Genomic DNA, 13,293 nt, shown 5'->3' with positions numbered 1-13,293 from the left:
TGGCTCAAAAAATGGCCTGAAAGCGTCATAAACTTGCACAGTTTCACATCTGCAGCCCGTATTCACACGAGCATCCCCGCAATTTTTTCAAGCTGTCCGACTCGGAGTTAAAAACGACCCCACCTGGCACTGAAAAGTGCCAAGCGGGGTCGCTATTGTCTTCGACTGCTAATCCAAGTTGTGAGAGTTAGATGCGAGATGCATAGCTACTCGCATCTATTCACAGCCCTTCGCAGCTATTCGCGAGTCATGTCTGCGGTGGCCGGGTCAACGAGCTTGGAGCCCGTGACCTTCTTATGGATGAACCACAGCAGGACGAATACCGGAATACCCAGGTACGGAGTGAGGATAGCAAAGATATTTTCGCCAGTACGGATCGGATCAAGTGCCTGTCCTGCCACCACAAAGAAGCACATAATCAGTGCCAGCACAGCACCGGCGGGGAAAAAGTTCGCCTTGTAGGGAAGCGAATCCAACGGGATATTTTGGGCTTTCAGACACTTGCGGAAGCGGTAGTGGCTGAAAGAGATACCAAACCAGGTGATAAAGCCCGCGAGCGCAGACAGCGTCAGCAAGAAGGTGTACGCCACACCATCGCCTACCAATGAGGTAATGAAGCCAGCCATACCGATGACAGCGGTGGCAATCAGAGCGCGCAGCGGAACGCCATGCCCAGAAAGCTTGCCAAAGTAACGCGGAGCGTGTCCCTGACGGGCCAGGGAAAACAGCATACGAGTGGACACATACATACCGGAGTTACCCGCGGACAACACCGAAGTCAGAATGACAGCGTTCATCAGGCCAGCGGCAATCGCGATACCTGCGCGTTCAAAGACCAGGGTGAACGGTGAAATGGAAATATTGTCCTCGGCGGCATTCAGAAGATTCGGGTCCGTGTACGCAATAAGGAAACCAATAACAGCGATGGCACCGATGTAGAACAGCAAGATACGCCAGAAGATAGTGCGAATCGCGCGGGGAATCGTGCGCTCAGGATCTTCAGCCTCACCTGCTGCTACACCAACCATCTCGGTGCCCTGGAAGGAATAGCCAGCTACGACGAAAACGGCCAGCAGTCCCATTCCGCCATTGACGAATGGGGCGTCGCCCGTGGTCCAGTTTTCGAAGCCGGGGGAGGCCCCACCCAAGATGCCGAAAATCATGCCGACACCAAGAACGAGGAAGACGATGACGGTAATGACCTTGATGGTCGCAAACCAAAACTCACCCTCGCCGAATGCACGTGCGGACAGGGCATTCAGCCCGAATAGAATCGCGAGGAAGAGCGCGGACCAGATGATTGAAGGCACATCCGGGAACCAATAGCGCATCACCAGCGCAGCAGCGACGAGCTCTGCGGCCACAGTAATCGCCCAGTTAAACCAGTAGTTCCAGCCCATGGCAAAGCCGAAGGATTCTGAGACGTATCGGCGACCGTACTCCTGGAAGGAACCGGGCACCGGCAGGTAAGCGGCCATCTCGCCGAGAGACTGCATAACCAGCCACACCATGATGCCGATAAGAGCGTAAGCGATAAGCGCACCGCCTGGACCGGCCTGCGAAATGGTCGCACCGGAGGCAACAAACAGGCCCGTACCAATGGCACCACCAATGGCAATCATGTTCAGGTGGCGAGCTCTCAGCCTGCGCTGAAGCTTATGGTTTTGTGAGGAAGTCTCCTCAGATTGCGTCGAAGTCATTCATTTATCATAAGCGTTTGTACTCCGGTGAATGCAAAAACCACACCGCTTTAATTGTTGGTATCACCCCACAAATCGGCTGATGTATATGCTCCCGGTCAACGAGTTCTCCATCTCCCAGGTCCCCGCACAAACCCAGCGATGAGCTTTCCGCACGTACGCGGACTCATTTTCAGCAAAGGCACGGCCACTTTCGCCATAGCGCGAAGCGTCGTCAGTGGGGATGTCCCTATCAAATAGGCAAAAACGTCCTTCTCCGGCAACGAAAAGAACGCCCGGAAAAACGCACCCGTCTGTCGTGCATCGAACCCCAGCAACGCCGCGAGCCCACGTTCGCGTAGCCATCGCTGCAATCGCATGCTTAACGACGTCCCCAGCGTCCGGCTTCCCTTCTTTTCCATATCGGCCAAGAAGCGGTCGACATCTTCGATAACCGAACCCACCGAGTAACCAGTGGCAGGATGCATCCAACCACCAGCAAAGCCGAAGAGAGTGCCCATGGATGGTCCACTGTGCGTCACGTCACCGCGGCGAGAGGGAAGGTTTGCCAGTAGGGGAAAGGACACCACTTCTTCGTCGATGGCCAGATCTTCCGAAAGCCCCAGGGACTTCAACCGTACACTTTGGCGTCTACGCAACAGCGCTAGAAGTACGGAGTCATCGGCCTCACCGCCGCTGCCGACTGGCGCACCGGCTTCGCCACGATACCCGTCAACCATAGGAGTCGGAGTAGCGAGGATAGTCTCTTCAATGAGGAAGGTCCTGTCATCCAAGAAAATGCGATAGGAGAAACTAGCCGGCTCTGTCGCTGGGGCAACCGGTTCGGCCGGAGTGAAGTCCATGAGGACTGCGCGGCGGTGGGCGCTGGGGACGTCGTCAAGCGAAAAGATGTGCCCGATGGCGAGCTGCCGTACCTGCCCACCTCGCCCGACTGCGGCGTGCGTGCGCCCGGTGGTGACAATTGTGATGTCAGTACCCGTGGTTTCGGAATCGGTGAGTGCGCGGCGTTCGATGTGGAAACCGCCAAGTTCTTGCAGGCAGTCCTTGTTAACAACGCCGTAGTTGCGGGCAAGCTGACGTTCGGTGCCGTCGGCAAGAATGACGCTGGGTTGAAAAGTGGCGGCGAGGAAGTCGCTGGGCAACCAGTCGGGGAGTTGGTCGCACCAGAGACCAATCGTCGAGGGCAGTGTGCCACCGGCTGGGTCATAAGCGGTGACATCCCAGCCGCGAGCGGATGCACGGTGGGCGGCGATTCTTCCGGCGGGCCCGAGGCCGACGACGGAGGCGGTCACGGGAAATGAAGTCATAACTGGTAGGCTACTCGTTCGTGATTGTGACCCATGACCTTGAAGTCCGAGTCGGCGCCCGTACCCTGCTCACTGCTCCGGGTGAGCAGCTGCGCGTCCAGCCGGGAGACCGGATTGGACTCGTCGGGCGAAATGGTGCTGGCAAAACGACGACTATGCGTATTCTCTCCGGTGAAACTGAACCCTATGGCGGTTCAGTAGTGCGCTCTGGCTCGATTGGTTACCTGCCACAGGACTCGCGCGAGGGCAACATCGACATCTCCGCCCGCGACCGTGTGCTGTCGGCGCGAGGTCTTGACCAAATCCGCCGCAGCATGGATCGCCAACAGGAGATCATGGAGACCGCGACCACTGACACGAAACGCGATGCGGCGATTCGGAAGTTTTCGCGTCTCGAGGAGCGCTACCACGATCTCGGCGGCTACGAGGCGAACGCCGAGGCAGCCCGCATTTGCGACGCGCTGGGGTTGCCGGAGCGCGTACTCGACCAGCCGCTGAAGACGCTTTCGGGTGGTCAGCGCCGCCGCGTCGAGCTTGCTCAGATTCTCTTCGCCGCTACCGAAGGCTCGGGCAAGTCCGCCACGACGCTGCTTCTCGACGAGCCGACGAACCACCTCGATGCGGATTCGATTACCTGGCTGCGCGAATTCCTCAGTAAGCATGAGGGCGGCTTGATTATGATTTCGCACGATGTCGAGCTGCTCGAGGCCGTGTGTAACAAAGTCTGGTTCCTCGATGCGGTGCGCGCCGAAGCTGATGTGTACAACATGGGCTGGAAGAACTACCTGTCGGCACGCGCGACCGATGAGGCTCGACGTCGCCGTGAGTTCGCCAACGCGGAGAAGAAGGCCAGCGCACTGCGCAAGCAGGCCGAGAAGCTAGGCGCGAAGGCGACGAAGGCCCGTGCGGCCAAGCAGATGGTGGCTCGTGCTGAGCGCATGATGGACAGTCTCGACGAGGTCCGTGTCGAGGATAAGGTCGCTCATATTTCCTTCCCAGAACCGGCGCCCTGTGGCAAGACTCCGCTCAACGCCACGGGACTGACCAAGATGTATGGTTCGTTGGAAGTCTTCGCCGGTGTGGATCTTGCGATTGACAAGGGGTCCCGCGTGGTTGTCCTCGGCTTCAATGGCGCTGGTAAGACGACGCTGCTGAAGCTACTCGCCGGTGTGGAGCGCACCGATGGCGAAGGCGGCATTGTCTCCGGCCACGGCCTGCGCATCGGCTACTTCGCCCAGGAGCATGACACGATTGACCCGGACAAGACTGTCTGGGAAAACACGGTCTACGCCTGCCCTGACGTCAACGAGCCGGAACTGCGGAGCCTGCTCGGTGCCTTTATGTTCTCCGGCGACAAGCTGCAGCAGCCAGCCGGAACCCTCTCCGGTGGTGAGAAGACACGTCTGGCGCTGGCGACGCTGGTTAGCTCCCGCGCAAACGTCCTGCTTCTCGACGAGCCCACTAACAACCTCGACCCGCAGTCCCGCGAACAGGTTCTCGATGCACTTCGCACTTACACCGGGGCCGTCGTTCTGGTTACCCACGATCCAGGTGCGGTCAAGGCGCTAGAGCCCGAGCGCGTCATCGTGCTTCCCGACGGCACCGAAGACCTCTGGAGCGACGACTACATGGAAATCGTCGAGCTGGCTTAAGACGGATCCATTGGCCCTGGCAGGTAACCGTCCTGCTGAGCGAGCCTATACATCTCCGACTTGTTAAGGCTGTTCTCGGCCCGGCCAGCTGCCGCATACTTGGCTCGAATACGACCCAAGTAGTCCAACACGGTGTTCGGTGTCAGCCCTGTCATCGACGCGACTCGCTTCGTCGACTCACCGGAGGCGTAAAGCTCCAGTACCTCACGCTGGCGTTCTGACAAATCGACAGAGTCGAGCAGGGGATCAGAGTCAACTACCGATGCCCATTCTGTAGTCAGCGCACCCTTGCCAAGTGCCGCCAGCCGTACTGCAGACACGATTGTCTCCGGGGTTTCCGATTTTTGCACAACCCCCATCACTCCGGTACGCACTGCCTTTCGGACAAGGTATGGGCTTTCAGCTGACGAGAGGATGAGCACGTGATCGGTAACCAATTCCAGCGACAGAACGTTCTGCGCTGGATCTGAATTATCCGCCAGCCGTAGATCCAGCACGACCACATCCAGGCGGTCATCGGTGCCCACATCGGCCAGTAGCTCCGGCACAGTTTGATAACAGCCGACGAGCTCAAAGTCTGGCTCTGCAGAAAGCAGGGTTTCGAGCCCCTGCAGAGTCAAGGCATGATCATCAATCGCAGCAACGCGAAGCAAACGATCCGACTGCACGCTGTAATCTCCGATGTTGTCGGAGTCAATTGCAGCCGAGACGTCGATGGAAGCATTGCTCATTCCCGCAATATTCTCCCTAGTCACGTGACATCACTATCCTCTCACCGGCTTCATCAAACCTTTGCACTCCATTGTCATCAGAAATAGATGCAAATGCACGTCTGCCCGGGGGCAATAGGCGAATTGTTACCGATCCTTCTTCGGCGTTATCGATTGCTTCGAGGAAGTTCGGCATCAACTTGGCCACCGCGGAATCGTCGTCGACAAGCGGAATACGGCGCACATCGGTGCTATCGGAAACGGCCTGCGTGTGATTGCGGTCATCGAGGAGCCGGACATGAACACCTCTTGCGCGGGCATCCCAAACAGCTTGGTGAAGGGACCCAACATTTAGATGCGGCGAACGTAGGACGTCTCGGAGAAGCTGCTCTGTAAGCCGCGCACGCAACTGCAGTCGCGGGGTCGGTTCTTCCAAAACTGCAGCGGCGCTAAAAATGGGGCCGACCCGGCGCTGCAGCCATTCGTAGTTACTCTGGCTGCTAATTTCGTACTCTTTTGCGGCCCCGGCAGCGTACAGCGCACGATTATAATCCTGAATAGACTGCGGAACGGTGCGCATAAAAAAGCGGACCATGATGGACGTCAAAATTCCCGCGACCAACATCACGGAGCGAACTAACAGGTCAACTCCAGAGATACTGATGTGGGTCGTATCCGAGGGGGCAAAGGGGAAGAACTTGAGAAGCTCCACCATGATCGCGCCACCGAGCACTGAATTCAGCGCAACCCAGGGGCGGCCGCGGATGGCGAGCAATGCAGATGCAAAAGAAATTAAGCTAAAGTGCCAGAAATACGACCATTCCAAATTATTTGGAATGGGCTGGTAGAGCCCCACCACAGCTAATACAACGATCGCGACACCAGTTACGATTGCACGGGCTAACGGCAATTGTGAATGGCGGCCATACATAATCAGCCCGAGAAGGCCGATCGCTAATGCCAGACTGATTTGCCCGGCCGCGGTAAATAATTGTCCATTACTGACTAGAACCATGAACAACACGCCGACGATCGCGCCGTAGAACTGCCAGGAAAAAACAATTGACATTCCCATGAGGTCATACAGCGATGTCGTGTGAGCGGAGGAATCGACTACATCTTCCTCTTCCACAGGAGAGGTATTACCGTGCCATTTGAGAATAACCTGAGTACCTTTCCCAGGCTTTGAGTTAACGAGAGCATCTCCACCGCGAAGGGCCTCCATTCGCCCTTTAACGCTCAACCGGATACCTGCACGATGCGGGTCAATTCCCTCGGGGTCGAACCCGGTGCCATCGTCACGAAAATCAATGGACACCTCTCCCGAGGCAACACGAATGTGGCATTTCTTTTCCGCTGCGGCACCTGCGTGACGCTTGGCATTATTTGCCACCTCGGTTGCGGCTAATAGGAACGTGTTAGCAACTTCTCCTGGCAGCCGAACTGGACCGCCTTCTTCGCTGGTGTCTAGCGTTACCGAAATGTCGGGGCTCACCGACATCAATTGCGCCCGTACAGCCTCAGCAAAAGTTCTACCGCTTACTGTTTGCCGAGGCGAGAAAAACAGCCCAGTCTGCTCGTCTAGCGAGAAGTCAATCTTAGAGCCCTTACCGATTGCAGACAGTGCGGCCAATACATAGTCATGGACATAGGCGTTGAAGCTGCTCATCGCCTCGCCGCGGACACGCATACGCTCCGCTCTCTCATTGACCTTCCGAGAGTTCTCGTAGGTGAAGTCAATAAGCCTTGCGACGGGTTGTGCAGAGCCTGCAATAATCACAAATGGAAAAGTGTTGATGAGATTGAAACCAACATCCGACAACATGTCGAGCCAAAAAGTGTGTCCCAGCAACCACGAATTAATGACCGCAATAAGTCCGGGAACAAATACCATCACGGACAAACTGATGTGGAGTGGCACTGTCAGAGCAAATGCAGCGAGGGCTAAACCTGAAAATGGGCTATACCAGAGCGCATTTCCAACGAGGTTATGAGGGAGATCCCAATAGGTTGAAACCAACATCAGGAAAACCAACATGATGTACATCGGCACACGCAGTGCGGTAATAAGGCCTCGCCGCGTATTATTAATCACAGCCCAAATCAGCAACATATCGCTGAGAATGAATATGAGCAGTGATGCAAAAGGGAACCAGTGGCTCAGAAAGTTTTCAAAGGGGACAGAACGAACAGCCGATTCAACCTGCCACAAAAAGCCGGTGACGGCAATAATAATCGCGCCGGATCGCAGCACAGACATTTCAATTGATGGTGACTGTCCGGCAAGTGCCGAATCGGGATTCCACCTCTCCATGCGACAATCACATTCCTTTTGCTTATTGCCACTAGATAAAACTAATTAGTCTCTACATGCGGTATGGAGCCGAGCGAAATTCTGAAGAATACGCCCACTTCGAGCAACATCCAACTGTCGCGCGGCCGACACCGCTTTAAGATCTGTTCCTGGTAAATAGTAGCCCTCATTTGCGTAAATCTGGAGACGCTGGGCAAATGTGTTGGCATCTAATTCCGGGTGAAACTGCGTCGCATATGCATTGCGGCCCAACCGAAACATCTGTACGGGGCAGTCCTTACCAGTTGCCAACAACGTAGCGTCGCCAGGCAGTTCTTCGATGGCCTCCTTGTGGCCGACGATGGCGTGAAAGTGGGCCGGTAAACCATCAAGAATTGGATCTGATTCGCCATCTGGAGTTGCAGCTACTTCGATTACAGCTGCCTGCTCCCCGTGCTTGCGGGAGACACGGCCATGGCCAGCAGTACCGAGCAGGCCGACGCCATAACAAGCTCCGAAGAAGGGGAAGTCTCGTTCGAGCACTTCTGCCAACAAATCCTCGAACCAGGTCTCGACTTCCTTCTGTAGATAGCTCTTATCGTCATCAGAGGCGTTAAAGGGTCCTCCGCCAACGATTACGCCCGAGTAGTTATCTAGATTCAGATTCCCCGGACGAGACTGTTCCAGGCGAATTTGATGCAACTTTGCCGGCGCCAATGCACACCTCCTGGCAAATGAGAGATGTTCAGCGTGAGCTGCGGCATCTTCGCCGCGTGTGGAAAGCAAGAGGAAGGGCTTGGCGGAGGTAGACATTTGCGGGAACAAATTTCGTGAAAAAGGGAGCTAGAGGGGGACGGAGACTACTGCACCACTAGCAGGCTCGGATTGGCTGCATGCGTACATACGTGCATAAATCGGGGGATGATTGACGAGACGGCCTGGAGGTCCACATCAGATACCTTTAGTCGAATCGCGTCGACTTCCAACGGGTCAAAGTAACCGACGTCGGTGTAGAAAGACATTCTGCGGAGCAGTCCGTTAGCATTCATCTCCGGATGAAATTGGGTAACCCAGTTATTCGATCCGATCGAGTACATCTGCACCGGACAGGTTGGACCTGTGGCAAGCAAAGTTGCGTGATTGGGAAGTTCCGCAACGGATTCCTTGTGGCCAGTCAACGCATAAAAAACCGGAGGCAACACCGAAGCTATTGGATCTTGAGTGGCGGCTTCGGTGAGCTCTACCCGGGTAGAACCCGCTACTTCGCCGTGGCGCAGGTTAACCAAACCACCCGAAGTAAAGGCTGTGTAGCTAGCGCCGTAGCAGATAAGCAGTGCGGGGACAGGACTCCTAAGTACGTCGTAAAGCACATCGTGCGAATACTTCTGCAAACCCGAATGCTCAAGGTCGGTGATGTTAAATGGGCTGCCTCCGACAAATACGCCGTCATAGGAGGTCAGGTCGGGCAACTTAGCGCCGACAGCGTCGATGGTAAACAGATCCAACTGGCTGGGCTCAAGCCCGGTGGAATCCAGAAAGTCCTGGTACTCGGCTTGCCCCGCACCATCTGCGGGGCGGAGCGCCACCAACAAAAACTTACCCACACTCATAAATAGACAGCTTAGTCCATATTGAGTGAAATCTATGCATCTTCACCGGTCAAACGGGGTAAATGCACGGCAGAAAGCCGAAACCCGCTCCCGTATTAGGGGAGCGGGTGGTACGTAACGCTATCAGGCCTAGCCTGAGTGGCTAGTCCTTGCGCCGTAAGCTGTCTTCAACTAAATCAAGCACGGAATCCAATTCGTCGACAGTGCGACCAGATGCCAGACGAACGATGATGCCATCGAGCATCAGCTCGAGAAAAAGCTGCATCGTGCGAACCGAATAATCCGACCGTAGGGAGCCGGATGAGGATGTCTGGGTCAATCGGTGGGCAACAGCGTCATCCAATTGATCCTGATGGCCCAACCATTGGCCCTTAAACTCCGGATCGCTGCGAAGGCGACGGGCAATCTCAAGGCGAGTTCCCAGCCAGCCATGCTTGTCTGGGTTCGCCACGATGTCACGCATTACTTCCACTAAGCCGGAAGCCTCCGCGACTTCCGCCATATTTGCGGCATCTTCTTCGGCCAATGCTAAGAACAGACCTTCTTTGGATCCGAAGTGATGGAAAATAGCACCGCGAGACTTACCGGTAGCGGACTCCAGACGAGAGACCGTTGCGCCGTCGTAGCCGAATTCTGCAAAGCACTGCCGAGCGCCGTCGAGAATTCCGTGCCGCCGTTGAGCTAAATCCTGGTTACTCACTTTTGGCATAAGGAAACTCTTTTCTTGCCGGCGACGCCCAGGGACATGTTTCACTGCATGACGTGGCAGCGCCATTCCTATACTTCCCAAGCCTCATTTTGGTTGGGGTAGAGAAACCCGAGGCCGGCAGGGCGCTAGCCCGTGGGGTATGAATCCGCGGGCTAGCGCTACCTACCGGCCTCTAGAAGCGCTGCTTGTAACAAGCCCTAGCGCGCACGAGTCAAAGGGAAACTAGTTGCCCTTGATCATGTTGCGCAGGACGTACTGCAGAATACCGCCGTGGCGGTAGTAGTCAGCCTCACCAGGGGTATCGATGCGGACCACAGCGTCGAAGTCGAAGGACTCGCCGTTTTCCTTGGTAACCGTAACCTTGACGGTCTTCGGGATGGAGCCGTTGTTCAGCTCCTCCAGACCAGCGATGTCGAAGGTCTCAGTGCCATCGATGCCCAGGGACTTCCAGGACTCACCCTCCGGGAACTGCAGCGGAACAACGCCCATGCCGATGAGGTTCGAGCGGTGGATACGCTCGAAGGACTCAGCGATAACAGCCTTGACGCCCAGCAGCAGGGTGCCCTTAGCTGCCCAGTCACGGGAGGAACCGGTGCCGTATTCCTTACCACCAACGACGACCAGCGGAGTGCCAGCCTCCTTGTAGTTCATGGCAGCGTCGTAGATGAAGGCCTGCGGGCCACCCTCCTGGGTGAAGTCGCGGGTGTAGCCACCGGTAACACCGTCAAGCAGCTGGTTCTGCAGGCGGATGTTAGCGAAGGTGCCGCGCACCATGACCTCGTGGTTACCACGACGGGAACCCAGGGAGTTGTAGTCCTTGCGCTCAACGCCCATGGAGTCGAGGTACTGAGCAGCCGGGGTGCCCGGCTTAATGGAGGAAGCCGGGGAGATGTGGTCGGTGGTCACCGAGTCACCCAGGGCAGCAAGGACGCGAGCGCCCTTGATGTCGGAAACCGGTGCCGGCTCCATTTCCATCTCGTCGAAGTACGGTGCCTTGCGGATGTAGGAGGACTTGTCGTCCCAAGCGAAGGTCTTGCCCTCCGGGGTCGGCAGGTTCTGCCAGCGCTCGTCACCAGCGAAGACATCCTTGTAGTCCTCGTCGTACAGCTCGGAAGAGATGGAGGCCTCGATGGTTGCTTCGATCTCTTCGGTGGACGGCCAAATGTCGCGCAGGAAGACATCGTTGCCCTCTGCGTCCTGACCCAGGGCGTCGGTTTCAAAGTCGAAGTCCATGGTACCGGCGATCGAGTAGGCGATAACCAGGATCGGGGAGGCCAGGTAGTTCATCTTCACGTCAGGGGAGATGCGGCCTTCGAAGTTACGGTTACCGGACAGAACCGCGGTAGCAGCCAGGTCGGCCTCGTTGATGGCGGAGGAAATCTCAGCCGGCAGCGGACCGGAGTTACCGATACAGGTTGCACAACCGAAGCCGGACAGGTAGAAGCCCAGAGCCTCGAGGTCCTTCCACAGGTCAGCACGCTTGAAGTAGCCGTTAACAACCTGGGAGCCCGGAGCACAAATGGTCTTGACCCACGGCTTAGCCTGCAGACCCTTCTCGACTGCCTTGCGTGCCAACAGACCAGCACCAATCATGACCGACGGGTTGGAGGTGTTGGTACAAGAGGTGATGGAAGCGATAGCGACCATACCGTGGTCGAGCGTGTACTCGCCGCCCTTCGGGGAAGTGACGGTAATCGGGGAGCTCGGGCGACCTTCAGCGCCGTTAGCGGCGGACTCGCCGTGGCCCTCGCGGGACTCGTTGTAGTCTGCGGCCAGCTCGGAGGTCGGTGCGGAAGCCTTGACAGCGCCCTTAATCTCGCCGTCGGAGTAGTTGTGCAGGTCCTTGCGGAACTGCTCCTTGGCGGAAGCCAACTCGATGCGGTCCTGCGGGCGCTTCGGGCCAGCGATGGACGGAACGACGGTGGACAGGTCCAGCTCGAGGTACTCGGAGTACTCAGCCTCCGGAGTGTTCTCGTCCAACCACATGCCCTGAGCCTTGGCGTAAGCCTCGACGCGCTCCAGGGTCTCCTTGTCACGGCCAGTCAGGGCCAGGTACTTGACGGTCTCATCGTCGATCGGGAAGATTGCGGCGGTGGAACCGAACTCTGGCGACATGTTACCGATGGTCGCACGGTTGGCCAGCGGCAGCTTGGAGACGCCAGCGCCGTAGAACTCTACGAACTTGCCGACGACGCCGTGCTGGCGCAGCATATCGGTGACGGTGAGCACAACGTCGGTTGCGGTAACACCCGGCTGAATGTCGCCAGTCAGCTTGAAGCCAACGACGCGCGGAATGAGCATGGAGATTGGCTGGCCAAGCATTGCGGCCTCAGCCTCAATACCACCGACACCCCAGCCCAGGATGCCCAGGCCGTTCTGCATGGTCGTGTGAGAGTCAGTACCAACACAGGTGTCCGGGTATGCCAGGCCGTTGTTCTCGAAGACGACGCGAGCCAGGTACTCGATGTTGACCTGGTGGACAATACCGGTTCCCGGAGGAACAACGCGGAAGTTGGAGAATGCGCCAGTACCCCAACGGAGGAACTTGTAGCGCTCATCATTGCGCTGGTACTCAATTTCGACGTTCTTAGCCAGAGCGTCTTCGCTACCGAAGGCCTCGATGATGACCGAGTGGTCGATGACCATCTCTGCCGGGTTCAGCGGGTTAACCTGATCCGGGTCGCCGCCGAGAGTCTTAACAGCCTCACGCATGGTAGCCAGGTCAACAACACAGGCGACGCCGGTGAAGTCCTGCATAATAACGCGAGCAGGGGTGAACTGAATCTCGATCGACGGATCAGCCGAAGGAACCCAGTTGGCGACAGCCTTGATGTGCTCCTCAGTGATGTTGGCGCCATCTTCGTTGCGCAGCAGGTTCTCACCGAGAACCTTCAACGAGTAAGGCAGCTTCTCCATACCCGGCACGGCGTCAAGAGCGAAGTAGTCATAAGACTTGTCTCCGACCTCAAGCTTGCGCAGGGCGTTGAAAGAGTTCTTGCTTTCAGCCACAGTCAGCTCCATTTCTATTCGGGTGAATTGTCGCCTTAACTGAAGAGTCCGGCACTCGAATTTCGGCTCTCCACAAGGCATAGGTGCGATCACGCCGCCCCTTATCAACCAATTAAAGCAATAATCACGACGCGGGGCACACGAGCCCACACACACGTTTTTAAGGAAGCGTTACCGTCCTTGCATTAACAATAACAGTACGAACGTTCTGTATGTAGATTGCTCGCGGCGCGCCGAGTCACGCTACCCCCGTTCACATCCAGAGCAGGCCATTATAGATAGGACAAACGAAGCAGCATCTCC

The 13,293-nt window shown here is 56.7% G+C and carries 9 protein-coding genes; 1 reads left to right on the top strand and 8 read right to left on the bottom strand.

Features of this window, described 5'->3' with window-relative positions; translation table 11 throughout:
• Nucleotides 1–236: 236 nt before the first annotated feature.
• Both CRD13_RS00630 and CRD13_RS00625 read right to left on the bottom strand, forming a co-directional pair.
• Complete coding sequence (locus CRD13_RS00630; protein WP_070429720.1) at nt 237–1,700, bottom strand: amino acid permease; 1,464 nt, start codon at nt 1,698–1,700, stop codon at nt 237–239.
• 98 nt (nt 1,701–1,798) lie between these two features.
• The gene (locus CRD13_RS00625; RefSeq protein ID WP_101738631.1) at nt 1,799–3,007 is read right to left on the bottom strand and encodes a lycopene cyclase family protein; all 1,209 of its coding nucleotides are present in this window, start codon (nt 3,005–3,007) and stop codon (nt 1,799–1,801) included.
• A 20-nt stretch (nt 3,008–3,027) separates the two neighbouring features.
• Here CRD13_RS00625 and CRD13_RS00620 point away from each other — a divergent pair, with 20 nt between their 5' ends.
• Nucleotides 3,028–4,659, top strand: a complete 1,632-nt coding sequence (locus CRD13_RS00620) for an ABC-F family ATP-binding cassette domain-containing protein (protein WP_038625400.1) — start codon at nt 3,028–3,030, stop codon at nt 4,657–4,659.
• On the opposite strand, the gene CRD13_RS00615 is transcribed toward CRD13_RS00620, so the two are convergent.
• The 6 genes from CRD13_RS00615 to acnA all read right to left on the bottom strand — a co-directional run bounded on the left by CRD13_RS00615 (nt 4,656) and on the right by acnA (nt 12,990).
• Nucleotides 4,656–5,414 (bottom strand): response regulator transcription factor, encoded by a 759-nt coding sequence (locus CRD13_RS00615; RefSeq protein WP_224433497.1) that lies wholly within the window; start codon nt 5,412–5,414, stop codon nt 4,656–4,658. The genes CRD13_RS00620 and CRD13_RS00615 overlap by 4 nt on opposite strands.
• On the bottom strand, nt 5,407–7,683 hold the full coding sequence (locus CRD13_RS00610) for a sensor histidine kinase (protein WP_016422760.1): 2,277 nt from the start codon (nt 7,681–7,683) through the stop codon (nt 5,407–5,409). The genes CRD13_RS00615 and CRD13_RS00610 overlap by 8 nt, the downstream gene beginning before the upstream one ends.
• Nucleotides 7,684–7,728: 45 nt before the next feature.
• Nucleotides 7,729–8,475, bottom strand: a complete 747-nt coding sequence (locus tag CRD13_RS00605) for a glutamine amidotransferase (protein WP_080969614.1) — start codon at nt 8,473–8,475, stop codon at nt 7,729–7,731.
• 47 nt (nt 8,476–8,522) lie between these two features.
• On the bottom strand, nt 8,523–9,272 hold the full coding sequence (locus tag CRD13_RS00600; RefSeq protein WP_016422762.1) for a hypothetical protein: 750 nt from the start codon (nt 9,270–9,272) through the stop codon (nt 8,523–8,525).
• Nucleotides 9,273–9,414: 142 nt separating this feature from the next.
• Nucleotides 9,415–9,981: a TetR/AcrR family transcriptional regulator gene (locus tag CRD13_RS00595; protein WP_187401170.1), complete on the bottom strand. Its 567-nt coding sequence runs from the start codon at nt 9,979–9,981 to the stop codon at nt 9,415–9,417.
• Between the two features lie 222 nt (nt 9,982–10,203).
• Nucleotides 10,204–12,990, bottom strand: a complete 2,787-nt coding sequence (gene acnA / locus CRD13_RS00590; protein WP_080971469.1) for an aconitate hydratase AcnA — start codon at nt 12,988–12,990, stop codon at nt 10,204–10,206.
• Between the last annotated feature and the right edge of the window lie 303 nt (nt 12,991–13,293).

The sequence above is a fragment of the Corynebacterium sp. LK26 genome (assembly GCF_014335085.1).
Taxonomy (GTDB): Bacteria; Actinomycetota; Actinomycetes; order Mycobacteriales; family Mycobacteriaceae; genus Corynebacterium; species Corynebacterium jeikeium_D.
Note: the sequence above shows the minus strand (reverse complement) of the source record. Positions and strands in the feature narration are given on the sequence as shown.